The 25,800-nt window shown below is 64.2% G+C and carries 16 protein-coding genes and 5 pseudogenes; 9 read left to right on the plus strand and 12 right to left on the minus strand.

What is annotated here, in order from left to right; translation table 11 throughout:
- Nucleotides 1-7 precede the first annotated feature (7 nt).
- From X751_RS144075 to X751_RS0133760, 4 genes and pseudogenes are all read right to left on the minus strand, one after another.
- Nucleotides 8-955, minus strand: a complete 948-nt coding sequence (locus X751_RS144075; protein ID WP_023745384.1) for an ABC transporter permease — start codon at nt 953-955, stop codon at nt 8-10.
- A gap of 2 nt (nt 956-957) precedes the next feature.
- Nucleotides 958-1,929: an ABC transporter permease gene (locus tag X751_RS144070; protein ID WP_023694460.1), complete on the minus strand. Its 972-nt coding sequence runs from the start codon at nt 1,927-1,929 to the stop codon at nt 958-960.
- A gap of 1 nt (nt 1,930) precedes the next feature.
- The gene (locus X751_RS144065) at nt 1,931-3,448 is read right to left on the minus strand and encodes a sugar ABC transporter ATP-binding protein (RefSeq protein WP_023745385.1); all 1,518 of its coding nucleotides are present in this window, start codon (nt 3,446-3,448) and stop codon (nt 1,931-1,933) included.
- A 48-nt stretch (nt 3,449-3,496) separates the two neighbouring features.
- A pseudogene (locus X751_RS0133760) lies at nt 3,497-4,586 on the minus strand (substrate-binding domain-containing protein).
- Between the two features lie 203 nt (nt 4,587-4,789).
- Here X751_RS0133760 and X751_RS01000000163990 point away from each other — a divergent pair.
- From X751_RS01000000163990 to X751_RS144030, 9 genes and pseudogenes are all read left to right on the plus strand, one after another.
- Nucleotides 4,790-7,205, plus strand: a pseudogene (locus tag X751_RS01000000163990) (glucan 1,4-alpha-glucosidase).
- A 42-nt stretch (nt 7,206-7,247) separates the two neighbouring features.
- Nucleotides 7,248-8,261 carry a phosphogluconate dehydrogenase (NAD(+)-dependent, decarboxylating) gene (gene gnd / locus X751_RS144060; protein WP_023683928.1) on the plus strand — a complete coding sequence of 338 codons (1,014 nt, stop codon included), beginning with the start codon at nt 7,248-7,250 and terminating at the stop codon, nt 8,259-8,261.
- A gap of 23 nt (nt 8,262-8,284) precedes the next feature.
- Nucleotides 8,285-9,666: pseudogene (gene zwf / locus X751_RS01000000163995) on the plus strand (glucose-6-phosphate dehydrogenase).
- 116 nt (nt 9,667-9,782) lie between these two features.
- A complete protein-coding gene (locus X751_RS144055; protein WP_023745386.1) occupies nt 9,783-10,496 on the plus strand; it encodes an ROK family protein in 714 nt (237 codons plus the stop codon).
- Between the two features lie 214 nt (nt 10,497-10,710).
- Complete coding sequence (locus X751_RS144050) at nt 10,711-11,175, plus strand: MucR family transcriptional regulator (protein WP_023687743.1); 465 nt, start codon at nt 10,711-10,713, stop codon at nt 11,173-11,175.
- 133 nt (nt 11,176-11,308) lie between these two features.
- The gene (locus X751_RS144045; RefSeq protein WP_023745387.1) at nt 11,309-12,409 is read left to right on the plus strand and encodes a pyridoxal phosphate-dependent aminotransferase; all 1,101 of its coding nucleotides are present in this window, start codon (nt 11,309-11,311) and stop codon (nt 12,407-12,409) included.
- Nucleotides 12,410-12,567: 158 nt separating this feature from the next.
- Nucleotides 12,568-13,809, plus strand: coding sequence for an MFS transporter (locus X751_RS144040; protein ID WP_023730214.1), 1,242 nt, complete (start codon nt 12,568-12,570; stop codon nt 13,807-13,809).
- Nucleotides 13,810-14,170: 361 nt separating this feature from the next.
- Entirely contained in the window at nt 14,171-15,277 is a 1,107-nt protein-coding gene (locus X751_RS144035) for an efflux RND transporter periplasmic adaptor subunit (RefSeq protein WP_023687741.1), read from the plus strand.
- Nucleotides 15,274-18,477 (plus strand): multidrug efflux RND transporter permease subunit, encoded by a 3,204-nt coding sequence (locus tag X751_RS144030; protein WP_023745388.1) that lies wholly within the window; start codon nt 15,274-15,276, stop codon nt 18,475-18,477. Before X751_RS144035 ends, X751_RS144030 begins: the two co-directional genes overlap by 4 nt.
- Before the next feature lie 30 nt (nt 18,478-18,507).
- Here X751_RS144030 and X751_RS144025 read toward each other — a convergent pair whose 3' ends face one another.
- The 8 genes and pseudogenes from X751_RS144025 to hemC form a co-directional block, all read right to left on the minus strand.
- Nucleotides 18,508-19,143: an outer membrane lipoprotein carrier protein LolA gene (locus X751_RS144025; RefSeq protein WP_023745389.1), complete on the minus strand. Its 636-nt coding sequence runs from the start codon at nt 19,141-19,143 to the stop codon at nt 18,508-18,510.
- A 56-nt stretch (nt 19,144-19,199) separates the two neighbouring features.
- The gene (locus tag X751_RS144020; RefSeq protein ID WP_023670477.1) at nt 19,200-19,463 is read right to left on the minus strand and encodes a YMGG-like glycine zipper-containing protein; all 264 of its coding nucleotides are present in this window, start codon (nt 19,461-19,463) and stop codon (nt 19,200-19,202) included.
- A gap of 187 nt (nt 19,464-19,650) precedes the next feature.
- Nucleotides 19,651-20,349, minus strand: a pseudogene (locus tag X751_RS01000000164000) (glutamine amidotransferase).
- 14 nt (nt 20,350-20,363) lie between these two features.
- A complete protein-coding gene (locus tag X751_RS144015) occupies nt 20,364-20,843 on the minus strand; it encodes a TerB family tellurite resistance protein (RefSeq protein ID WP_023698391.1) in 480 nt (159 codons plus the stop codon).
- A gap of 76 nt (nt 20,844-20,919) precedes the next feature.
- Nucleotides 20,920-22,454 (minus strand): annotated as a pseudogene (locus X751_RS01000000164005) (heme biosynthesis protein HemY).
- A 10-nt stretch (nt 22,455-22,464) separates the two neighbouring features.
- A complete protein-coding gene (locus X751_RS144010) occupies nt 22,465-23,955 on the minus strand; it encodes a COG4223 family protein (protein ID WP_023745390.1) in 1,491 nt (496 codons plus the stop codon).
- Nucleotides 23,956-24,067: 112 nt separating this feature from the next.
- Nucleotides 24,068-24,781 carry a uroporphyrinogen-III synthase gene (locus X751_RS144005; RefSeq protein WP_023745391.1) on the minus strand — a complete coding sequence of 238 codons (714 nt, stop codon included), beginning with the start codon at nt 24,779-24,781 and terminating at the stop codon, nt 24,068-24,070.
- 1 nt (nt 24,782) lies between these two features.
- Complete coding sequence (hemC, locus tag X751_RS144000) at nt 24,783-25,706, minus strand: hydroxymethylbilane synthase (RefSeq protein WP_023736796.1); 924 nt, start codon at nt 25,704-25,706, stop codon at nt 24,783-24,785.
- Between the last annotated feature and the right edge of the window lie 94 nt (nt 25,707-25,800).

Genomic DNA, 25,800 nt, shown 5'->3' on the forward strand with positions numbered 1-25,800 from the left:
ACGCCTTTTAGCGCAGCGCTTCCTCGCCGCCGGCTACGGTGATGACGCCGACGATGATCAGCCCGGTCAGCAACAGCCGAACGCCGGCGCTGACGCCGAACGTGTTGAGCATGGTCAGAAGCAGCACCAGGAACAGCGCCGCGCCCCAGACACCGGGAACATTGGCCTTGCCACCGGCGACCGAGGTGCCGCCGATGACGACGACGGCGATCGAGGCCAGCAGGTACTCGTTGCCGATATCGACATTGGCGCCGCGGAAATAGCCGGCGAGCAGCGCCCCGTCCATGCCGCCGAGCGCGCCCGACAGCGTGTAAGTCAGGAAGCGGGTGCGGCCGACATTGACGCCGGCAAGCCACGCGGCGCGGATGTTCTGGCCGATCGCCAGCACCGAGCGGCCATAGATCATGCGCTGCAAGGCGATGGCCGCACCGATGCTGAACAATACGGTAAGGATCGCCAGCACTGGAATGCCCAGGATTTGCCAGTTGGCAAAATCGGCAAAGCCGGGCGGCGGCTTGATCTGCAGGCCACGCCCATAGCTGATGTCGATCGACTGGATGATGAAGCTGGCCGACAGAGTGGCGATGATCGGCGGGATCCTCAGCGCCCAGATCAGGAGATAGTTGACGGCACCGATGGCGGCGCCGCAGGCGAGCGCGGCGAGCAGCCCGACCACGATCATGGAATCGCTGCCGCCCATGACCTTCATGGCGACGGCACTGGCGAGCCCGATATTGGCCGGCAGCGACAGGTCGACATTGCCTGGCCCGAGCGTGATGACGAACATTTGGCCGACTCCGACGATGACGGTGAACACCGCCAGCGACAGTGCCGCCGTGACCATGCCACCGCCGCCATAGCCGCCGGTGAAAGCGATGGTCGCCAGCCAGACGAACATCGCGCCGATGAACGACCATATCCAGGGTTTGGCGGCCAGCGATTTAACCAGCGTCATCGCTACCTCTCCCTGCGGCTGATCAGGACGCGGGCTGCCAGCACGATGATCAGGATGGCGCCGTTGGCGGCGACCTGCCAATCCGGCGGAATGTGCATGAAGGTGAGCAGAGGCGATGCCGCCAGCGCCAGTGTCAGCGCGCCGAGCACGGCGCCGATCGGCGACACCCGGCCGCCGACGAACTCGCCGCCGCCGAGAATGACGCCGGCGATCGCCAGCAGCGTGTAGCCATTGCCGATATTGGCGTCGGCCGAGGTGGTGATGCCGATCAGCGCCATGCCGGACAGAACGCCGAATAGGCCGGTCAGCGCAAACAGCACGATCTTGGTTCGAAGCAGCGACCAGCCAGCGCGCCTGAGCGCCGCCGGATTGCCGCCGGATCCCCGCAGGATGACGCCATAGGAGGTGCGCATCAGCCCAAAATGCACCACCGCTGCGATCGCCAGCGCGGCGATGATAGGGAACGGAATGAAGGGCGGCTTGAAGGCCATCAGCGACAAGAGCCAGTCCGGCGCCTTGCCACCGGGCTTGGGCAGCACCAGAATGGCAAGCCCCTGCCAGACGAAGCTCATGCCCAGCGTCACCACGATCGACGGCAGATTGCGCAGATGGATCAGTGCGCCGAGCAGCGCATAAACGCCTATGGAGCCGAGCAGGATGATCACGCCGAGCAGCGGCGCGTCCTTCAGCCAGGTCGCGGTGACGCAGCCGACAAAGCCGACAAAGGTGCCGATCGACAGATCGAGCTCATTGCCGGCGATGACGAACATCTGGGCGATCGTCGCCAGCGCGATCGGAATAGCGAGGTTCAACATCAGGCTGAAGCCGAAATAGCTGATGGCGCGTGGGTTGAGCCAGGCGATGGCGATAACCACCAGCGCCAGCGACAGCGCCGGCAACAGGCTGCGCAGCAGGCGCGCGCGGGCCGCGCTGCTGCGCGGCGAGGACGTAGGGCCGGGAGCGACTGCCGTCATCTCAGGCCGCGTCGCCGAATGAGGACTGGATGATCTTTTCCTCGGTCAGCTCGTCGCGCGTGAGATTGGCGACGATGCGGCCGTTCTTGAAGACATGGATGTGGTCGCAATTGTCGAGCTCTTCGGTCTCGGTGGTGTACCAGAGGAAGGTCCGGCCCTTGGCCGCCTCCTCGCGCACGAGATCGTAGACCTCAAGCTTGGTGCCGATGTCCACGCCGCGCATCGGATCGTCCATCAGCACGATCTGCGCATCGGAACCCAGTGCGCGGGCAAACAGCGCCTTCTGCTGGTTGCCGCCGGACAGCGAGAAGATGTTGTTGGTCATGTCAGGCGTGCGGATGCCGATCTTCTGCTTCCAAAACTCAGCAAGCTCGGCCTCGCGCTGCGGCGAGATCAGCAACCCTTTGCGCAGCCGCGCCAGCGAGCGGATGCCGATGTTTTCGGCAATAGACCATTGCGGGAAAATGCCGTCCGATTGGCGGTCTCCGGCCACCAGCGCCACCGGGGCGGTCACCTCGATATCAAGCCTTCTACGCGTCGCGGCGGCAAAGATCGCCAGCAACAGGTCGGTCTGGCCATGGCCGGCAAGCCCGGCAAGCCCGATGATCTCGCCGGCGCGGGCGACAAGCTCCTTGCCGTCCTGCTGCCGCTCGGGCCGCGCCCGCACCCTGAGCGGGCCCGCCGCCGGCCTGGCGGCGATCTCCGCCGCGATCTTCTCGCGCGCTTCCGCGCCGCCCATGGTGGCCACCAGCCGGTCGCGGTCGAACGCTTTTGCAACGTCCGTGGCGACCACCTTGCCGTCGCGCATCACCACGATGCGGTCAGCATTCTGCAGCACCTCGCCCAGCACATGCGAGATCAGGATGCAGCTGCCCCCGGTGGCGACGAAACGGCGCACGAAGGCAAGCAGCTGGCCCGCAGTATGCGCGTCCAGCGAAGAGGTCGGCTCGTCGAGGATGACCAGGTCGAGCGGATCGCGCGTCACCGTGAAGGCGCGCGCCACCTCGACCATCTGCCGCCGGCCGATGGAGAGATCGCCGGCAATGTCGTCCGCCGAGATGCCGTGATCCGGAAAGATTTCGTCCAGCTTGGCGGCAATGAGAGCAGCCGCCTTGCGTCGCCAGCCGAAGCCGGTGAGCGCCGGATGGTTGATGCGCGTATTCTCCGCGATACTGAGGTTAGGGCAGAGCGACAGTTCCTGGAACACGCAGCGTATGCCGAGTTTCAGCGCGCGCGCCACCGAGTAGTCGGTTTCGGCATTGCCACGCACCGCGATCTCACCGCCATCGGGCTGCAGCGTACCGGCCACCATATGCATCAGCGTCGACTTGCCGGCGCCGTTGTGGCCGACCAGCCCGACGCATTCGCCTGATGCGACATGAAAATCGACGCCGTTAAGCGCCCGAACGGCGCCGAAATGTTTTTCGGCGCCGTTCAGCCTGATGATGTCCAAATGGGCGGCGCCGATTTGTTTTTCGGCGCCGCCCAGTCTGATGATGTCCGTATTGGCCTCAGGCATGCTCAACGATATCCGGTCGGTCATGCCGCTGGCAATGAATGCAATGCATCACTTGATATTGGCTTTGATCGCCGCGATTGCGTCTTCCTGGCTGTATTCGTGGGTGGCGACGCCGCCCTCCTTGATTTTCGGCAGCTCGGTCTCGAAATTGTCCTGGGTAAAGGCGAGATACGGCACCAAAAGGTCATGCGGAANCCTTGATTTTCGGCAGCTCGGTCTCGAAATTGTCCTGGGTAAAGGCGAGATACGGCACCAAAAGGTCATGCGGAATGTCCGTGCGGCCGTCGAGCACCTGCTGCGCCACCCAGAAGGCCAGCGACGACACGCCGGGCGCGATCGAGGCCGACCAGGTCTGGTAGCCGTCCTTGTCCTTCTGCTCCTTCCACCATTTCAGCTCGTCCTGGCGGTTGCCCATGATGATGGTCGGACGCGGCTTGCCTGCGGCGGCAAAGGCTTGTGCCGCGCCATAACCGTCACCGCCCTGGTCGACGATGCCGACGATGTCGGGCAACGAAGGCAGGATCGTCGCGACCGCCTTCTGCGCCGTCGTCTGGTCCCAGTCGCCGGTCACCGAACCGACGATCTTGAACTCGGGATGGGCGGCGACGCCTTCGAGGATGCCGGCATGGATGGCATCGTCGATCGAGGTGCCGGCAAGGCCGCGGATTTCCAGCAAATTGCCGCCCTTGGGCTGGAACTTGGCCATCTGCTCGACTTCCTGCTTGCCCATGTCCTTGAAGTCGACGACGACGCGGTAGGCGCAAGGTTCGGTGACCGTCCCGTCGAAGGAGACGACGACGATGCCGGCATCGCAGGCCTGCTTGATGGCGCCGTTCAGCGCATCCGGCGATGCGGCATTGATGACGATGGCGTCATAACCCTGCAGGATCAGGTTCTGCACCTGGGCAGCCTGCGTCGGCACTTCCTTGTCGGCGGTGGTGAAGATGTCGGCGGCGCCGACGATCTTGTCCTCCACCGCCTTTTTGGTGACGATGCCGTAGCTGTCGAGCATCGCCTGGCGCCACGAATTGCCGGCGTAATTGTTGGAGAAGGCGATCTTCTTGCCGCTGGTGTCGGCAAGCGCCGTGCCCGAGGCGAGCATCGCCGCCAGAGCGCTCAGGACGAGCAGTGTCTTCATGTCATAATCCTCCCATGGATTGTCGGCCCGCCGACTGTTGCAGATGGTTTTGGCGTTGTCTGCCTGTTTTTTATCTATTGTCAGACAAATGCAGATGAGCTCGCTTGTCAACTGCGATCGGTTACGCTTTGGCGATCAACTTCAGGTGCGATGATTGAAAAGCCTTCGCCTGCTGGTTTAGGGAAGGGCCCAGGAGACCATGCATGGCAGCGACGCCGACCCTTCCCCCCAGTGCACCCAAAAGAATGGGCGCGCCCGGAATTCCGGCGCGCTGGACGTCAAGCGCCAAGAGCGGCGTAGGTGCCGCGCTTTCAACGGCGAGCCGCGTCTGGTTCACGCTCAGCCATGGCATCGTCAATGAAGTCTACTATCGGCCTCGACAGCGCCTGCACGCGCGACATGGGACTGCTGGTCACCGGTCCCGGCGGCTGGTTTTCCGAGGAGAAGCGTGACGCCACACATGCCATCGAGCCGTTCGAGGACGGCGTGCCCGCCTACCGGCTGGTCAACGCGACGGCCTGTTACCGGGTCGAAAAGCGCATCCTGGCGGATCCGGCGCGCCCGGCCTTGCTGCAGGAAACCAGCTTCACGGCACTCGAGGGCGTGGCCACGGACTACCGCGTCTACGCCCTGCTGGCGCCGCATCTGGTCAATGCCGGCATGGCCAACACCGCCTGGATCGGCGAGCACAAGGGCAAGCCGATGCTGTTTGCGTCCGGGCGCGGCGTCTGCCTGGCGCTTGCCTCCTCGCTGCCCTGGGGCGACTGCTCGGCCGGCTATGCAGGCTTTTCCGACGGCTGGCAGCAGCTCAGCCGCGCCGGCCGGCTCGATCCGGCCTGCCAAAGCGCGGAGGACGGCAATGTCGCGCTGACCGGCGAGATCGGCTTTTCCTTACGCAACAGCAAAGCCTTGCTTGCGCTTGGGTTTGGGGCAACGCCGGATGAAGCGGCCGAAAACGCCGCCGCCAGCCTGAAACGCGGGTTTGAGCCGGCGGCAAAGGTCTATGTCGCGAAATGGCGGAAATGGCAGGCAGGCCTGACGGCGCTCGACCACTATGATGCATCCGGCCTCAACACCTACCGCGTCAGCACAGCGGTGCTGGCGACACACCTGTCGCTGGCGAGGCCCGGTGCGGCCGTCGCCAGCCTGTCGATCCCCTGGGGGTTCAGCAAGGGCGACGACGACCTTGGCGGATATCATCTGGTCTGGCCGCGCGACCTCGTAGAAACTGCGGGCGGCTTCCTCGCCGCCGGCGATCCGGCGCAGGCGCTTGAGATCCTCGCCTATCTCCGTTCCATCCAGCAGCCGGACGGCCACTGGCCACAAAATGTGTGGCTCGACGGCTCGCTCTATTGGCCGGGCATCCAGATGGACGAATGCGCCTTCCCGCTGCTGCTTGCCGATGCGCTGCACCGCGCCGGCCACCTGCCGCGCGCAAAGCTCGCCGCCTTCATGCCGATGGTCGAGAAAGCAGCGTCCTATATCGTGCGCAATGGCCCCGTCACCGGGCAGGACCGCTGGGAAGAGGACGCGGGCTACAGCCCATTCACGCTCGCCGTCGAAATATCGGCACTGCTTGGCGCCGCCGATCTGTTCGACGTCAACGGCAAACCCGAGCCGGCTAACTATTTGCGCGAGGTCGCAGATTGCTGGAACGACCAGATCGAGCGCTGGACCTATGTCAGCGGCACACCGGAGTGCCACGAGGCTGGCGTCGACGGGTACTACATCCGCATCGCGCCGGCCGACGCTTCAGGCGCCGCATCGCCGAAGGACGGCTTCGTACCGATCAAGAACCGTCCGCCGGGCGATACCGACAAGCCGGCCGAAGCGATTGTCAGCCCGGACGCGCTGGCGCTGGTCCGCTTCGGCCTCAGGGCCGCGGACGATCCGCGCATCGTCGGCACGGTCAGGATCATCGACGCGCAACTGCGCTGCGACCTGCCGCAAGGGCCTCTATGGTACCGCTACACCAGCGACGGTTATGGCGAACACGCCGACGGCGCCCCCTTCGACGGCAACGGCCAGGGCCGACCCTGGCCGTTGCTGGCCGGCGAACGCGCCCACTACGAGCTGGCCGCCGGCCGCAAGGACAAGGCGGCAAGCCTGCTCAGGACATTCGAGGCTTCGGCTGGTGTGGGCGGTCTGCTGCCGGAACAGGTCTGGGACGGCGCCGACATACCGGAGCGCGAATTGTGGCTGGGCAAGCCGTCGGGCAGCGCCATGCCGCTGGTCTGGGCGCATTCGGAACACATCAAGCTGTTGCGCTCGCTCCGCGACGGCGCCGTCTTCGACATGCCGCCGCAAGGCGTCAAGCGCTATGTCAGGGACAAGACCGGCTCGCCGCTGAGGATATGGCGCTTCAACAACAGGCTGCGCACCATGGAAGCCGGCAAGACGCTGCGGGTTGAACTGCTGCAGCCGGCACTGATCCGCTGGAGCGGCGACCAGTGGCAGACCAGCCATGAAATCAACACGTCCGTGAATGTCTTTGGCGTCCATATGGCGGATCTGCCGGTGACCGATATTCCGCGAGGTAATACGATCGTCTTCACTTTTTTCTGGCCCGACGGCGACCGTTGGGAGAATGTCGACTTCACCGTCGGCATTGAGAACTAACTCGCCAGCAATTTTCTTTCCTCAAGCGACTAGGACAACACCATGCAGATCGGAATGATGGGACTGGGCAGGATGGGCGCCAACATGGTGCGCCGCCTGATGCGCGACGGCCATCAATGCGTCGTCTACGACATCAACCCGGCAAGCGTTGCCGCCCTGGTTGCCGATGGCGCCATCGGCGCCGCATCGATGGAGGAGTTCGTCGGCAAGCTTTCCAAGCCGCGCAGCGCCTGGCTGATGCTGCCGGCGGCGATCACCGGCAAGATCGCCGACCAGGTGGCAGCATTGATGGAGCCCGGCGACATCATTATCGACGGCGGCAATTCCTATTATCACGACGCTGTCGACCAGGCGGCCGAGCTTGCGGCCAAGGGCCTGCACTATGTCGATGTCGGCACCAGCGGCGGCGTTTGGGGCTTGGAGCGCGGCTACTGCCTGATGATCGGCGGCCCCGATACGGCGGTCAAACACCTCGATCCGATCTTCGCCACGCTGGCGCCCGGCGCCGATGCCGGCGCCACGCCCGACAAGGCGGGCGGGACCGCACCCTTTGGCTACCTGCATTGCGGACCGAGCGGCGCCGGCCATTTCGTCAAGATGATCCACAACGGCATCGAATATGGCGTCATGGCCGCCTACGCCGAAGGCATGAACATCCTGAAATCGGCCAATGCCGGCAAAAGACAGCGCACTGCCGACGCCGAGACCAGCCCTTTGGAAAACCCGCAATACTATCAGTTCGACATCGACCTGCCGCAGGTGGCCGAGGTCTGGCGCCATGGCAGTGTGATCGGCTCCTGGCTGCTCGACCTCACCGCCGGCGCTCTGAAGAGCGACCCGGCATTGGCCCAGTTCGGCGGCCGCGTCTCCGATTCCGGTGAAGGCCGCTGGACGCTGAAGGCGGCGATCGACACCGGCGTGCCGGCGCCGGTTCTGTCCTCGGCTTTGTTCGACCGCTTCTCCTCGCAGGGCGAATCCGAATTCGCCGACAAGCTGCTGTCGGCCATGCGCTATGCCTTTGGCGGCCATGTCGAAAAGCCGAAGGCCGGCAAGTGAAGGCCGCAGGGGAGACTCGCAAGATGAGCCCGGAACGGTCCGACACGCTGGTGCTCTTCGGAGCAACCGGCGACCTTGCCCACAAGAAGATATTTCCGGCCCTCTACCAGATGGTAGCCAAGGGGACGCTGACCGAGCCGGTGATCGGCGTCGCCTTCGATGCCTGGGACATCAACCAATTGCAGGCGAGGGCCCGCGACGGCATCGTCAACGCTCTCGGCAAGATCGACGAAAAGATCTTCGCCAAATTCGCCAGTCTGCTGCGCTATGTCAGCGGCGACTACCGCGACGGCGCGACCTTCGAGAAGCTGAAGACGGCGCTCGGCTCGGCGCAGCGGCCGCTTCACTATATGGCGGTGCCGCCGACCATGTTCGAGACCGTCGTCCAGGGGCTGGAGCAATCCGGTACCGCGCATGGCGCGCGGCTGATGGTGGAAAAGCCGTTCGGCCACGATCTCCAATCGGCGCGCTGGCTGAACCGCGTGCTGCATCTGGTGTTCGAAGAGCAGNAGAGCAGTCGATCTTCCGCATCGACCACTATCTCGGCAAGGAGGCGATCCAGAACCTGCTCTATTTCCGCTTTGCCAATTCCTTTCTCGAGCCGATCTGGAACCGCAACTTCGTCGAAAGCGTACAGATCACCATGGCCGAGGACTTCGGCGTTGAAGGCCGTGGCAAATTCTATGACGATGTCGGCGCTATCCGCGACGTGATCGAGAACCATCTGCTCAACATCCTTTTGCTGCTCGCCATGGAACCGCCGGTCGGCCGCTCGGCCGACGATCTGATCGACGAGAAGGTGCAGGTGCTGCGCGCCATCCGCACGCTGACCAAGGACGACGTCGTGCGCGGCCAGTTCACAGGCTATCTCGCTGAACCCGGCGTGAAGCCGAACTCGCCGGTCGAAACCTTTGCCGCGGTGCGCTTCATGGTCGACACCTGGCGCTGGCAGGACGTGCCCTTCTTCATCCGCACCGGCAAGAACATGCCGGTGCATGTGACCGAAGTGATCGTGCGGCTGAAGCGGCCGCCGCTGGACGTCTTCGATCCGATCAAGCCCAGCGACGCCAATTACGTGCGCTTCCGCATCGACCCGCAGGTGGCGATCTCGATCGGCGCGCAACGCAAGGCACCCGGCGACGACATGGTCGGCGAGCAGGTCGAACTCACCGCGCTCGACGATTCGAAGGGCGACATGCCGCCCTATGAGCGGCTGATCGGCGATGCCATGAACGGCAATGGCCAATTGTTCACCCGCCAGGATGCCAGCGAGCTTGCCTGGCGCATTGTCGGCCCGGTGCTCGGCGACACCACGCCGCCGCATATGTATGAGCCGAAGACCTGGGGGCCTGCCGACGCCATGGCCAGCTTCGGGCCGCCCAACGGCTGGATCAATCCGAGTTGAGCAACTCCACGAAAAGTGCGAGCGGTCTTTCCGTCCGGAATTGCGTAAAACAAAGAGTTGGAGCGTTCCCCGTTTCCCTGAAACGGGGAACGCGCCAAGTGAGCGGAGGAAACGACATGGCCAAGGCAGCCAAGGCAGCCAGGCCCGCGAAGGCCAAGGCCGAACCGATCGTACTGACGATCGATGTCGGCGGCTCGCATGTGAAAATCCTCACCAGCGCAGGCGGCGAGATGCGCCGGGCCGATTCCGGACCGGACCTGACGCCGCAGCAAATGGTCGCCACGGTGAAGACGCTGGCCGAAGGGCTGGCCTATGACGTGATCTCGATGGGCTATCCCGGCCCGGTCAGGCACAACAGGCCTTCGCTCGATCCCGCCAACCTCGGCAAGGGCTGGGACGGCTACGATTTTGCTGCCGCCTTCGGCAAGCCGGTCAAGGTCGTCAACGACGCGCTGCTGCAGGCGATCGGCAGCTACGATGGCGGGCGCATGCTGTTCCTCGGCCTCGGCACCGGCCTGGGCGCGGCGATGATCCTCAACAATGTCGGCCAGCCGATGGAACTGGCGCATCTGCCGTACCGCAAGGGCGGCAGTTTCGAAGATTATGTCGGCGAGCGCGGCCTGGAGAAATACGGCAAGAAAAAATGGCGCAAATACGTTTTCGACGTCGTCGGGCGGCTGCGTGCGGCGCTGCAGCCGGATTATGTCGTCATCGGCGGCGGCAATGTCGACAGACTGGATGAATTGCCCGCCACATCCAGGCGCGGCGACAATACGCGCGCTTTCGAGGGCGGTTTTCGACTATGGCGCGACAAGGCGCTGATCGTCTGATAGTATTAAAATTCAGTATAGTTGTTCAAAATGACGTGTGGCGCGATACGAAGTCATTGCGTTACGCAGATTTGGCGATTAGATCGGTGGCACCGGATGGAATCATCTGGCGCAACCGCACATATGCGGCAAGACAAATGACTAGAGCGGATTTCCGGCTCCGCTGGGACCACTCTGGGAGTTTCCGCCACCCCCCTAGCGACGGAGAGATAAATTGGCCGACGACAGCAACGACTCTGACAAGGACATCGACCTGCTCGAGCTTACCGCCCATATCGTGTCCGCTTACGTCGAGAAGAACCGCTTGCCCGTTGCCGGCCTGAGCGATCTCATCGCCAGCGTTGCGGCGTCGATCGGCGGGCTCAGCCAGCCGCCGGCCCCAGTGGCGGCGCCGCAGATCCCGGCCGTCAATCCCAAGCGGTCGGTGACGCCGGATTACATCATCTGCCTCGAGGACGGCAAAAAATTCAAATCGCTGAAGCGCCATCTCGGCGTCCATTTCAACCTGACGCCGGAAGCCTATCGTACCAAATGGGGCCTGCCGGCCGACTATCCGATGGTTGCCCCCAACTACGCGGCGTCGCGCTCCGAGCTGGCCAAGTCGATCGGCCTCGGCCGCAAGGCTGCAGTGGCCGCGCCGGCGAAAGCCAAGGGTCGGAAGGCCAAAGTTCCGGCCTGAGTGGGATCAGCGCCTCGGCCCTGAGCCAATCGTTTGGACGACTGGAACAGAAGCCTGCCGGCGAATGAGCCTTGGCAGGCTTCGTGCTTTTGTGGCTTGGATACACCACAGAGATTGCTTTGGGGGAGCAGCGATGAATTACGCCAGAATGGTGATCGAGAAAGAGGCGCCGGAGGAATACGGCTACGATCGCATTCGGTTCAATCTCTCCGAAAGCTCGATCGCCGATCAGAAACTCTCCGACGTCGGCCTGTCGCTGCCGGATCTCACGCTGTTCTACGGCGAGCATCGCGGCGACAAGGAGTTGCGGGCGCTGATCGCGGCGCAAGACAAAGGCATCTCCGCTGACGATGTTCTGGTGACCGCCGGTGCGGCGGGCGCGCTCTTCATCATTTCGACCTCGCTTCTGTCGGAGCGCGACCATCTTGTCGTCGTCCGGCCGAACTACGCCACCAACATCGAGACCCCCAAGGCGATCGGCTGCGCCATCTCCTATGTCGATCTCGATTTCGACGCAGGCTTTGCCATCGATTTCGGCCGCGTCGCCGCCAGCATGCAACCGAACACCAAGCTGATCAGCGTCACCTGCCCGCACAACCCGACCGGCACGATGATGGGCCGGGCCGATCTCGACGCGCTGATTGCGCTGGCCGAAGCGAGCGGCTGCCATCTGCTGGTCGACGAGACCTATCGCGACCTCTCCTATGGACAGCGCCTGCCGGCGGCGGCTTCTCTCAGCCCCAAGGCGATCAGTGTCTCGTCGCTGTCGAAAGCCTTCGGCATTCCCGGCATCCGCATTGGCTGGCTGATCACCAGCGATGCTGAACTGCAGGAGCGCTTCCTCGCCGCCAAGGAGCAGATCGGCATTTGCGGCAGCGTGATCGACGAAGGAATTGCGCGCGGCATGCTGGAGCGCCGCGACGCTTTCTTGGCCGCGCTGCTGCCCGAGATGGCGAAACGCCGCGACATCGTGCAAGCCTGGATTGACCGCGAGCCGCTGGTCGACTGGGTGCGGCCACAAGGCGGCGTCGTTGGATTTCCAAGGCTCGTTGTCAGTCCAGACTTCGACCTCGACCGTTTCTACGTCAATCTGCTGGAAAGCCACGGCACCTATGTCGGTCCCGGCCACTGGTTTGATATGCCCAAGCGCTTCTTCCGCGTCGGTTTCGGCTGGCCGAAAGAGGCGGAATTACAGGGCGGCCTCGACGCCATCACCGCCGCGCTGAGGCAGTAACGTCCGCGTGCAATCGGGCGAGCGGCTGGAAAACCGCTTGATCCAGGCCCGATTTTCACGCATACGCGCCCCGAACTTTGATAAGTTTAATTGGCCGGAACAGCGCCCATTTCCGGGAAGTGCCCCGCCGGCCGTTGCAAGCAACGGGGCCTGTATCCATGACATCCCATTCCCATACACCGCCTGACCGGCGTTACGCCGCCTTCCGCCATCGCTCCTTCCTGAGCTATTGGGCGGCGCGTTTCCTGACCACCTTCGCCACCATGATCGTGTCCGTCGCCGTCGGCTGGCAGATCTATGATCTGACGCGCGATCCCTTCGATCTCGGCATTGTCGGCATCGTCCAGTTCCTGCCGTCGCTGCTGCTGGTGCTGGTCACCGGCGTTGTCGCCGACCGTTTCGGCCGCCGCCTGATCATGGCGCTGGCGACGGTAGTCGAGGCAGGTTGTGCGCTTGTCCTGTTGTACTTCACGCTGCGCGGTCTCGTCAGCCCGCTGCCGATCTTCATCGTGCTGGCTATGTTCGGCCTGGCGCGCGCTTTTTATGGGCCGGCCTCGTCGTCGCTGTTCGCCAACCTTGTTCCGCCGGAAGATTTCGGCAATGCGATCGCCTGGAACTCGTCCGCCTGGCAAACGGCGACCATTGTCGGCCCGGTCGCCGGCGGCCTGCTCTATGGCGTCTCGGCCGAAGCCGCTTACGCCGTTGCCTCCGTGCTGATGCTGGTGGCCGGTCTGCTGATCTTCACCATTCCGAAACCGGCCCAGCAGAGCGCCACCGACAAGCCGACGATGGAGACGCTGTTTGCCGGCTTCCGATACATCTGGAGCGAGAAGATCGTCCTGGGCGCCATCTCGCTCGACCTCTTCGCCGTGCTTCTGTCCGGTGCCTCGGCGCTGCTGCCGGTCTATGCCCGCGATATTCTGGAACTCGGCCCGTGGGGCCTCGGCCTGCTGCGCTCGGCGCCCGGCATCGGCGCCATCTGTGTCGCGGTCTGGCTTGCCGGGCATCCGCTGCGCGACAATGCCGGCAAGATCATGCTCGGCTTTGTCGCCGGGTTCGGCGCCTTCACCGTGCTGTTCGGCGTCTCGACCATCACCTGGCTGTCGATCCTGGCCCTTGCCGGCCTCGGCGCCACCGACATGTTCAGCGTCTATATCAGGGAGACGCTGATCCAGCTGTGGACACCCGACGAGGTGCGCGGCCGCGTCAACGCCGTCAACCAGGTCTTCGTCGGCGCCTCCAACGAAGTCGGCGAGTTCCGCGCCGGCACCATGGCGGCGCTGATCGGCACCGTGCCGGCGGTGGTGATCGGCGGCGTCGGTGCGATTGCCGTCGCCGGACTGTGGGCGGTGCTGTTTCCGCAACTGCGAAGGGTGCGGCATCTCAACAGCCGCAACTGATCGAGTAAGCCGCAGGATCCGGCGCTCGGTCCAAATCAGCTTGCGCCGATGACGGCTGAGATGGGCCGGAAGCGGATGGGCCGGTTCTGGGCGAACTAGCCAGAAGGCGGGGCAGCCACAGGGTGGACATTTCAGTCCATATGGAAAATGATTATGTTGCCATGCACAATACTGCAGTGCTCTGGTCTCGACGAGAAACCTTAAATATAGAAGAAAACCACCCGACCTCCGGGTCCAGCTAGCGGGGACGCAAATGGACACTTCAGGGAATCGGCAATCGCATCGCGACGCAAGCGGGCGACCCAGCCGATCGGTCGGCTGGCTGGCCCGCTCCGCCGTCCCAGTGGCATTCCTGCTCGGCATGGCTTTCAGCAGCAACGCGTTTGCGCAGGACCAGCAACTGCCGGTGGTGACGGCGGCCAAGCCGGTGGTGCGTGAAATCGTCGAAGACGACGAGTTCGTCGGGCGCTTCGAAGCCGTCGACGAGGTCGCCATCCGTTCGCGCGTCAGCGGCTATCTGGACAAGATCAGCTTCCAGGACGGCGCACTGGTCAACAAGGGCGACCTGCTCTTCACCATCGACCAGCGTCCGTACCAGGCGGCCTACGATGCCGCCAAGTCGCAAGTGGACGTCGCCAAGTCCCTGCTCGAATTCTCCAAGATGCAGCTGGATCGCGCCGATGAGCTCGCCAAGACCGGCAATATCTCGGCCGCGACGGTCGACGACCGCCGGCGGGAATACCTTTCGGCGCAGGCGCAGATGCAGGGCGCGACGGCGGCGCTGACGACGGCCAACCTGAACCTGGAGTTCACCGAGATCAAGGCGCCCTTGTCCGGCCGCATCGACCGCCGGCTGGTGTCGGTCGGCAACCTCGTGCAGCCGGATTCCACCTTGCTGACAACCATCGTAACGCGCGATCCGATCGACTTCTATTTCGACGTCGATGAGCGCCTGTATTTCAGCTACGCCCGCGACGCGAAGGAGCGCGGCGGCAGCATGCAGGAAGGCGCCGGCGGGCTCGAGGTGGTGGTTCGCGTCGCCGACCGCGCGGAGGCGGTATTCAAGGGCAAGCTCGATTTTGCCGAGAACCGGATCGACAACGCGACCGGCACCATGCGGGTGCGTGCAAGGTTTGCCAACGCCGACGGCGTTCTCCAGCCAGGCATGTTCGGGCGCATCAACGTGCCGGGGTCGCTGCCGCATAGCGGCGTCCTGGTGCCCGACGAGGCGGTCGGCGCCGATCAGGATCGCCGCATCGTGTACCTGGTGGATGAGGCTGGGATGGTGTCGGCGAAGCCCGTGCGCACCGGCCCGCTTCTCGACGGCTACCGGGTGATCCGCGCGGGCCTGACCGGCGACGAGACGATCATCGTCAACGGGCTGATGCACGCCAGGCCCGGCACCAAGGTGAAGGTCGAGATGGTGACGTTGCCGCCCAAGGTCGAGACCGCCGGGTTGCAGCAATGAGGTTCGCCCATTTCTTCGTCGACCGTCCGATCTTCGCATCGGTGGTTTCGATAGTCCTCCTGATCCTCGGCGGGATTGCTTATACCCAGCTGCCGATCGCGCAATATCCCGAGATCGCGCCGCCGACCATCGTCGTTCGCGCCCAGTACCCGGGCGCCGACGCCGAGACGGTCGCAGCGACGGTGGCAACGCCGATCGAGCAGGAGATCAACGGCGTCGAGGGCATGCTTTACATGTCGTCCTATTCGTCCGGCGACGGAGCGATGGCGCTGACCATCACCTTCAAGCTGGGCACCGATCTCGACCAGGCGCAGGTGCTGGTGCAGAACCGCGTCTCGGTCGCCGAGCCGCGCCTGCCCGAAGAAGTCCGCCGCCTCGGCATCACCACCATCAAGAGCTCGCCCGACCTGATGATGGTCGTGCACATGCTGTCCCCCGACAATACCTACGACCAGCTCTACGTCTCGAACTACGCCCGCTCGCGGGTGCGCGACATACTGCTCAGGTTGGACGGCGTCGGCGACCTCATCATCTTTGGCGAACGCGAATATTCGCTGCGCATCTGGCTCGATCCGGAAAAACTGTCCGCCCTGGGGATGACCTCGGGCGATGTGGTGCAGGCGCTGCGCGACCAGAACGTCCAGGTGTCGGGCGGCTCCATCGGCGCGCCGCCGACCAATACCGGCACGGCGTTCCAGTACACGGTCACCACGCAAGGCCGCTTCAACGACGCACGCGACTTCCGATACGTGATCGTCAAATCGGCCGAAGACGGCCGCCTGATCCAGCTGCAGGACGTGGCGCGCATCGAGCTCGGCGCCAAGGATTACGTCACCAACTCCTATCTCAACGGCAAACCGGCGGTGGCGCTCGCCATCTTCCAGCGGCCAGGCACCAATGCGCTCGCCGCAGCCGCGGAGATCCAGGACAAGATGAAGGAGCTTTCCCAGGACTTCCCGAAGGGGTTGAGCTACGACATCGTCTACAATCCGACCGAGTTCGTCGCCGAGTCGATCCAGGAGGTCTACAAGACGATCCTCGAGGCGATGGTGCTGGTCATCATCGTCATCATCGTCTTCCTGCAATCGTGGCGGATGGCGATCGTGCCGATCGTGGCGATCCCCGTGTCGCTGATCGGCACGCTGGCGGTGCTTTACGCCGCCGGCTTCTCCCTCAACATGCTGACGCTGTTCGGCCTCGTGCTGGCCATCGGCATCGTCGTCGACGATGCGATCGTCGTGGTCGAGAACGTCGAGCGCAATATCGCCAGCGGGCTGGCGCCCAATCCGGCGTCGCATCTGACCATGGACGAAGTCGGAACGGCGGTCATCGCGATCTCGCTGGTGCTGATAGCGGTGTTCGTGCCGACAGCCTTCATTCCCGGCATTTCCGGGCAGTTCTACCTGCAGTTTGCGATCACCATCGCGGTGTCGACGGCGATCTCGGCATTCAATTCGCTGACGCTCTCGCCGGCCTTGGCCGCGCTGCTGTTCAAGCCGCACCACACTGCTGCGGCGCCGCCGCGCTTTTTCCTGGCGCGGTTCGGACGGGCGCTCGCCGACGGCTTCAATCGGGGCTTCGACAAGGTCGCCCATTGGTATTCGAGCATCGTGCGCGTGCTGGTCGGCTCGCGAATAGCGATCGCCGCCACGCTGGCCGTTTTCGCGGCCCTCATCTACGCCACGGTCTATATGGTTCAGACGGTGCCGCGCGGTTTCATTCCGTCGCTCGACCAGGGCTATGCGATCGTCGTCGTCCAGTTGCCGGACGGCGCCTCGCTATCGCGGACCGATGCCGTCATCCAGCAGGCGTCGCAGATCATCCAGAAAACACCGGGCGTCGACTACGCGGTCGCCTTCGCCGGCTTCTCCGGCGCGACCTTCACCAACGCCAGCAACGCGGGCGTGATCTTCGCCAGGTTCAAGCCGTTTGACGAGCGACTGGAAGCCGGCCAGTCGGCGACCCAGGTCATCGGCAATCTGTTCGGCAGCCTGCAAAGCATCAAGGAAGCCTTCATAATCGCACTGCCGCCGCCGCCGATCCGCGGCGTCGGCAATGCCGGCGGCTTCAAGCTGCAGATCCAGGAGCGCAACAGCGCCGACATGCGGCAGATATTGGCGCTTGCCTATGAAATTGCCGGCAAGGCCAACAAGACGGCGGGGCTGACCGGCGTGTTCACCACTTTCTCCGCGTCCAGCCCGCAATTCTTCCTGGCGATCGATCGCGACAAGGCGCGCATCCTGAACGTGCCGATCCCCAACATCTTCGAGACGCTGTCGATCAATCTGGGCACCGCCTACGTCAACGACTTCAACGCTTTCGGGCGCGTCTACCAGGTGCGCGCGCAGGCCGACCAGGCGTTCCGCCTCGATCGCGCCGACATCTTGAAACTGAAGGTGCGCTCGGCGACCGGCGCGCTGGTTCCGCTGGGCACGTTGATCGAGATCCGCGACGTCACCGGCCCGGCGCTGGTCCAGCGCTACAACATGTACGTCTCGGTGCCGCTGCAGGGCAACGCCGCGCCCGGCGTTTCCACCGGCGATGCGCTTGCCAAGATGGAAGCGATCACGGCACAGACGTTGCCGGCCGGTACCTCCTACGAATGGACCGAACTCGCCTATCAGGAGCGTAACACCGGCAATGCCGCTGTCTATATCTTCGGACTGTCGGTGCTGTTCGTGTTCCTGGCGCTGGCGGCGCAATATGAAAGCTGGGTGCTGCCGTTCGCCATCGTGCTGGTGGTGCCGCTCGGCGTGCTCGCGGCGTTGCTCGGCGTGTCGTTCCGAGGGCTGGACAACAACATCCTCGTGCAGATCGGCCTCATCGTGCTGATCGGGCTTGCCGCCAAGAACGCGATCCTGATCGTCGAGTTCGCGCGGCAGGCCCAGGAACGCGGCCTGTCGGCCGCCGAGGCTGCCGTCGAAGCGTGCCGGCTCAGGCTGCGGCCGATCCTGATGACCGCCTTCTCGTTCATCCTCGGCGTCGTGCCGCTGATGATCGCGACGGGCCCGGGCGCGGAAATGCGCCAGTCGCTCGGCACCGCGGTGTTCTCCGGCATGCTGGGCGTCACTTTCGTCGGCCTGTTCCTGACGCCGGTGTTCTACGTCACGCTCAGGTCGCTGTTCTCACGGCGCAAGCCGCATGCCGAGGCCGAGTCTTCGGCACCGGCAGAGGTGCCGTCCGAGACGGCCGCCGAGTAGTGTTACACGGGCAGTTCGTGGCGCTGCCGACTATTTCGTTTTGGTGTTGAATTCACGGTTTGCAGCATAGTCGATAGTGAAGGTGCCCGCAGGAGCGCGAACGCCCTGCTTCACGTTGGATATGGTGACTGTCGAGGTAAGGCCCCTCTCGTCAGTCAGGGTCCATCTGCGTAGATCGAGCGATTCCCTGTCAAACACCATAGTGATATTCGAATTGCCGAAGGCCGACTTGTCGGCCAGCCTGATGATCACCTGGGCGCCATCGTCCCTGATACTTTTGAGGCGATTGCCGGAAAAGTCGACCTGATTGTCGAGGAGCAGCTTGAGCGGCGTCTTCGAGAGAGCATAAAGCCGCGATGTCTTGAGCTTCTTGTTATAGACCACCAAGGATTTTCCATCTGCAATTACGCTGACCCCTGATTGGCCTGCATAGTTGAACCGGATCTTGCCCGGCCGCTGGAGGAAAAATTTCCCTTTGGTCCTTTCCGCTCTTGGGCCCGACTGGACAAAGTCCCCGGACATGGACTTTACCGATGAGAAGTGATCGGCAATCGTCTTCGCTTCTACAGGTGCGGCCAAGGCCGCGGTCGAAAGTTCGGCGTTTATCGCGACAGCGCTGACAACGGCTAACCAGAAAGCCAGCAGTCTTTTGCTGTTATATGCCATTCAGTTATCCTACCCCGAGCAGGCGCGTGATCGAAAGAGATCACGCGCCTTTGAGATCAGTAGCCGTCCGGGCACTGAGCAACGTAAACTCGACCGTTCCGACCGCGATATCTGCACTGGCCGGCTTCGCTGGCGTGCCCGATGACCGCCCCGGCCAGCGCTCCGACCGCCCCGCCAACAACCGCCCCTTTTACCGGGTCGCCGGCCACTGCTGCGCCTACAGCTGCGCCACCCAAACCACCGACGGCAGCGCCTTGTTCGGTGCGGGAGCATGCCGCGAGCGGAATGAGTAGGCTCAAAATGAGCAGCGTCTTCTTCATTGGTTCTCTCCTGGGGCCGTTATTAGCCGAAGCTTAAATGCGCCACGGAGTTTTTCGATCCATCGGAGTGTTTGGGGCGCAATCCAAATCTGCGGGAACGGGCTAAGGTCCCGGATCCATCGTACACGCCTCCCAGAGGTAAGTCGTCTTTGGCAAGCTCGGCCGTTCAGAGTAGTTGGATTTTGCTCTATCCCTCAGTAGGCTTGCCGAAGATCAGGCTCAAAAATTCGCTCAGCCAGCGCTTGAGGTGCATATCCCAGATCAGCCGGCCGCCGAGATGGTCGCGGCCGGGCTGCGCGCCGGGCAATTCGAAACGGTGCGCGCCGCGCACCACCCAGCGCTGCATCATCAACCGGGTCAGTTCGCCATGGAACTGGATGCCCCAGGCATTGTCGCCATAGCGAAAAGCCTGGTTGGGGTAGGTTTCCGCCGTCGCCAGCAGCGTCGCATCCCTGGGCAGCGAAAAGCCTTCGCGGTGAAACTGGTAGACCATGTCGGGCCAAGGCAGCAGTTTCTAGATCGGAAGAGCACACGTCTGANCCAGCCCCTCGCCATGCCCCTCGACCTTGCCGCCGAGATGATTGGCCAGCATCTGCGCGCCAAGGCAGATGCCGAGGAAGGGCCGGTTCTCCTTTAGCGGAACATTGAGCCAGTTGGTCTCGCGGCGGACGAACTCATCTTCGTCATTGGCGCTCATCGGCCCGCCGAACACCACGGCGCCGGCGTGTCCCTCCAGCGTCTCCGGCAGGCTGTCGCCGAGAGGCGGCCGGCGGATGTCGAGGTCGAAACCTTCCTCGAGCAGCATGTGGCCAACCCGGCCGGGGCTCGAAGTCTCCTGATGCAGCACGATCAGGATTTTTGGTTTCGAGCTCGGTCTGGGCGGCATGGAAAGGCGGAATCCTATTCGTCGCTCGACGTTCCGCTGGCGCCGGGCGCGGCGGCCGCCGCCTTGCGGCGCGCCTCGACGCGGTCGTGGCGCTCGACGCCGATCAGTTCGGCGACGCGCCAGACGGTGTTGTCCTCCAACTCGTGCAGTTCGCCATCGGCATAGACGATTTCCCACATCAGGCCGATGAAAGCCTTGCGCGCCTCGGCGTCGAGATGGCGCTTCAAGACGCTGGTGAAGGCATAGAGGTCGATCGCCTCATTGTCGGCGCGCTCGCCGGCGGCAGCCAGTGCATCGAGTTCGTCGCCGCTGATCGAATAGCTCTGCGCCAGCACCTGCTTGAACCGCTCCCACTCGACATCCTGGCGCACGCCGTCGGCATTCATCACATGATAGAGCAAAGCCGACGCCGCAACGCGCGGATCGTCCGCATTGGCGCGAGCCCCAGCCCCGGAGGGCAGGTCTTTCAGAAAGGCCAGGACGCGTTCGAACATGGTGCTCACTTCACATTATTGGAGCATGATCTTTTCCAAAAACCGGTATCCACTTTTTGGGATCATGCTTCAGGGATCAAAACAGGCGGAAGCGGCGCGGTGACTTCTCCGCTTCGTCATCGGGGTCGACGCCGGGGTCGTCGGGCAGCCGCGCCAGTTCCTCGGCAGGTTCGACGGGTTCGGCGTCGTTTGGTATTGCGGCGAAAGCGGCGGCGGTGACCGGCGTGACCTGGTCATCGCCCACAGCGGGCTTCGGCTCGGTCGGCGCCTCGCTGATCGTCTTGGCAACGGCGGGATGATCGATCACTTCGGCTTCCTTTGCCGGCTTGGCGGGNGTGCGCGCCAGGCGAAAGCGTCGAGCTTGCCGCTGACCGGCGATACCGGCGCCCAGCGTTCGGAGACGACGCCGTCGGCGACCCAGGCCGGATCGCGCGGCGCCCTGACCGCCTTGGACAGCAATTGCCTGATCTTGCCCTGGTCGCCGGTCTCTGCCTCCTCGATATCGGCCAGCAGCAGGTAAGCGCCTTCCCGGCGATCCATGCGGATCGCCGCTTCCGCCTCCCGGCGGGCGGTGGAAAAATCCTGCGCATCGAGCGCGGCGCGCGCCACCGTCATCGACGATTCGGCATTGTTGCGCTTCAGCTCCTGCAGCTTCTTCGCCCGGTTGAGACGATCGACCACGGCATCTCCCGGCCTTGCATGGGTGTAGAGCTCGGCGATCTCGGGATGCGGCTCCGCCTTCCAGGCTGCCTCAAGGATCTTCGAGCCTTTGCGCACATCGTTCTGTTTGAACAGAAGATTGGCGGCTGCAACCGCGGCCGGTGCGAAATCGGGCGCGAGCTTGTTGGCCTCGAGTGCCGCTGTCTTGGCTGCATTGGGGTCGCTGTCGGTCAGCGCCTGCGCCTTGGCGGTCAACAGCACGGCGCGGCGGCGATTGGCGGCGTCGCGTTCGATCTGCCTGGTCGACTTCTGCGCCTCCACCAGCTTCAGCGCGCCGTCCCAGTCGCCGCGCCCGGTCAGATCCTCCAGCGTCGATTCGGCGGCCCAAGCCAGTTGCGGCGCGACGGAAGCGGCGCGCCCGGCATAGTGACGCGCCGCGTTGCGGTCGCCGAGCCGCTCGGCTTCGAGATAGAGCCCGCGCAGGCCAAGCAGCCGCATTTCGGGATCGTCGAGCATCGCCTCGAATTTTTCGCGCGCGCCCTCATGGTCGCCTTCGAGCAGCGAGGCTTGCGCTTCGAGCAGCTGGATCAGCGGCTCCTGGTCGGAGCGGATCAGTTTGGCGGCTTCCTTGGACTTCTTGCGGGCCAGCGCGCCATCGCCGGCGCCGGCTGCGATCATGCCGGTCGACAGCGCCTGATAGCCACGGTCGCGGCGGCGGACGCGGAAATAGCGCGAGATCGTGTATGGGCTGTTCCACAGCGACTTGATCAGCCACCAGACGATCATCACCGCTGCGACGACGGCAACGATCGCCACCGCAGCCACCATCAGGCTGACCTGGTATTGGTAACCGTTGAAGGTGACGACCATCTCGCCGGGACGATCGGCCAGCCAGGCAAAGCCAAGACCGAGCGCGAAGACGGCGCCGAGAAAGATGAGAATGCGGATCATCGTGTCGTCCTCATGCCTTCATCGCACCTGCAATCAGCGCGTCGACCTGCGTCTCGACGTCGATGCGCGCCTTCAGTTTGCCGGCAAAGTCGGCGCCGGCGGCCTTGACCGCATCCGGCAGCGTTGCGTATTCGCTGAGCGCCTTGGCGTAGTCGCCCTGATTGACCGCCACTTCGATGCGCGCCACGGTTTCCGGCGCGCCGGCGCCTTCGACGGCGCCGATCGGCCGAACCTTGACCAGCGATTCGGCGCTCGACAAAAGGTTCTGGAAGAAGCCGGCATTTTCATCGACCGGCGTCGCCGCCGCGACCATCGCATTGGCCGCGGCGTCGGCCTCGCCGGCGATCTCGGTGCGGGTTGGGACGCCCTTTTCAGCGTAGGGGCGCAGCGCCGCAATCTGCGGTGCATCGGGCGAGATCGCTGCGAAGGTCTCCAACTCGGCGGCGAACGGCGCGCCGCGGTCAAGCGCCGCCTTCAAGGCCGAAGCGGCGATGGCCATCGCGATCTTTGGCTGCGAGGCCTGCGCATCGACCTTGCCGGCGAGTTGCGTCACCGACTGCTCCAGCGCGGCGATCTTGCCTTCCTGCGCCTTGGCTGCCTCGCCGGCCGATTTCACCAGCGCGTCGAGGCCCGCCAGTCTTTCATTGAGCGGCGCGAGATCGACGGGCGCTGCACCACCGGCCTGGCCAAGGGCGGCGACCGCGGTCTCGATCTGCTTGACCTTGTCGCCAAGCGAGGCAAGCCCGGCATTGTCGCCGGCGCCGCCCCTTTCGACCGCCGATTTCAGCGATGCGACATCGGCCTTGACCTGATCCAGCGCCGAAGACAGCCCGTCGACCTTGGCCGTTGCGGCGCCATTGCCGCTGGCTTCCCTGAGGTCGGCGATTTCGCGCTTCAGCGAAGCGATCTCGCCATTGACGCCGTCGAGCGAGACCGTGCCCGCCCCTGAGCCCGGAGCGCCAAGCACGCCGGCAAACTGCAGCCCGCCGGCGGCAGCCAGCGCGATGACACCGCCGATGATGCCGGCGGCAATGCCGCTCGTGCGCTTCGGTTGCGCGGCCATAGGCTGGTTCCCGGCTGTCCTTGGGGTTTCCTTGGGTGCACCCGGCTTGGGCGAGGCATCCTCGAAACTGTAGTCGGAGGTTCTGGCGCGCGGTGGCGCATCCGAAGCGGTGGGGTAAGGCTGCTCCGCCTGGGTGGACGCCTTGGCATCGGCGCTTTCGGGAGCGGCCTGCGCCGCGGCGTCGGAGTGCTCCCACGGCTCGAGATCGGCTTGATCGGCATGAACGGGCTCGTCAGGCGTCTCCGGCTGCGCATTGGCCATGGCAGCCGCATCCTCGGCCGCAACCGATTCTGCCGGGGCCCCAACGTCGTCCGAGTTGGCGACATCCGTCTTGGCGGCATCCGCATCGGCAATGCGCGAGACAGCGCCGGGTTCGAGTTCGATGGTCACCGGCTCGCGGCGGCTTTTCGAATGTCGCATCTTCGGCGTCTTGACCATGCCTGGGCTCCGCAATCCTGCTTCGTCTGGGCGCCCGACGGCGCGTGATGGTTTGAAAAATGGTCTAGCACATCATCATCAGGTGAAAAGGGGCGGCGTGATGACACGGCGCTCAGTCGCCGCGGTGCAACAGCTCAAGCAGCGCCTCCTCCTGCGGTTCCCGCGCAATGCGTATTTTTTTGCCGGCGGCATTGTCAAACGCCGCTGCCACGCGCTCGGAGAGCGCAAAAGCCTGCATGTTTTCAAAGAGATCGCGCAGTTCCGCCCGGCGGGCCAAGGCCTGCAACGCTGCCGCCGCCTTGGCTGAATAGAGCAGCACCGCGTCGACCGCCTGATCGGACAGGCGTGTACGGATTTCAGCATCGGAATAATCGAGCGAAATCGTGTCGTAGGTTTCGACGGTGCGGACCTCGACGCCGGCCTTTCGCAGCCGCGCCTCGAATGCCGGAAACCGCACGCGCCCTGTGAGATAGACGACCGCCTTGCCGGAAAGGCCGGCAGCAATCGCCTCGGCCAGCCGCTCGGCGTCGCCCGCCCCTTCGCTGACCGACAAGAACCCTGTCGAACGTGCCGCTTCAGCCGTCCTGCGTCCGACGGCATGGCAAGGCAAGGCGGCGAGCGCACGAATGAGTTCTTTCGGCGCATGCCGCACCGCATTTGCGCTGGTCACAGCGACGGCCACGGCATTGTCGCTCGCAGCATCGGCGCCAACCCGCAGTGTCACCGTTTCGGTCAGCGGCAGAAGGAGCGGCTCAAATCCCAATTCCTGCAGCCGCCGCATGGTTCGCGACGCCCCAGGTTGCGGCCGCGTCACCAGGACACGCATATCAGACCCAGCCGTCGAAGAAGGTTTCGCCCGCTTTGACCCGCACCATCCTGGCCGCGTCCGTGCCGATGTCAGCGGCATCCAGCGCCAAGCCTTCGGCTTTGACCTCATGCGATTGCGTGCCATCGGGCGAAATGATCAGCCCGGCGAAAACCAGCCTGCCGCCCGAGATCGTCGCATAGCCGGCGATCGGCGTGCGGCAGGAGCCGTCGAGCGCCGCCAGGAAGGCGCGCTCACAGGCCAGCGCCTGGCCTGTCGGCACATCATGGATGGCCACCAGCATCTTTTCGACCTCGCTGTCGCCGATGCGGGTTTCGATGCCGATTGCGCCTTGTCCCGGCGCCGGCGGAAAGGCATCGAGCGGCATCAGATCGGTGACGACATGGCCGAGCCCGAGCCGCTTCAGCCCGGCATAGGCGAGGATCGTGCCTTCGGCGACGCCTTCCTCCAGCTTGCGCAGCCTGGTCTGCACATTGCCGCGGAACATGACCACGTCTAGGTCCGGCCGCATGCGCCGGATCAGCGCCTGGCGCCTGAGCGAAGACGACCCGACCTTGGCGCCTTGCGGCAAATCAACAATGCGCTTCACCGCCTTTCCGATGAAGGCGTCCCGCGCATCCTCGCGCGGCAGGAAGGCGGACAGCTCCAGCCCGTCCGGCAGCACTGTCGGCATATCCTTGGAGGAATGCACGGCGATATCGATCGTGCCGGCCAGCAGCGCCTCTTCGATTTCCTTGGTGAACAGGCCCTTGCCGCCGGCTTCCGACAGCGGCCGGTCCTGGATGCGGTCGCCGCTGGTCGAAATGACGACGACCTCGAAGGCTTCCGCCGGCATGCCGTGCGCTTCCATCAGCCGCGCCTGCGTTTCATGCGCCTGGGCGAGCGCCAGCGGGCTGCCGCGTGTTCCGATTTTCAAAGTTTGCATGGCGCGCGGTCCGTGATAACCCCCGGCTGGCTTTGCGTTGCCGGCGCTCTCCCTAGCGAGGCCCGCCTCTACTAACTAGGAAAGTCCGGCGACA

This window comes from Mesorhizobium sp. LNJC394B00 (assembly GCF_000502555.1).
Classification (GTDB): domain Bacteria; phylum Pseudomonadota; class Alphaproteobacteria; order Rhizobiales; family Rhizobiaceae; genus Mesorhizobium.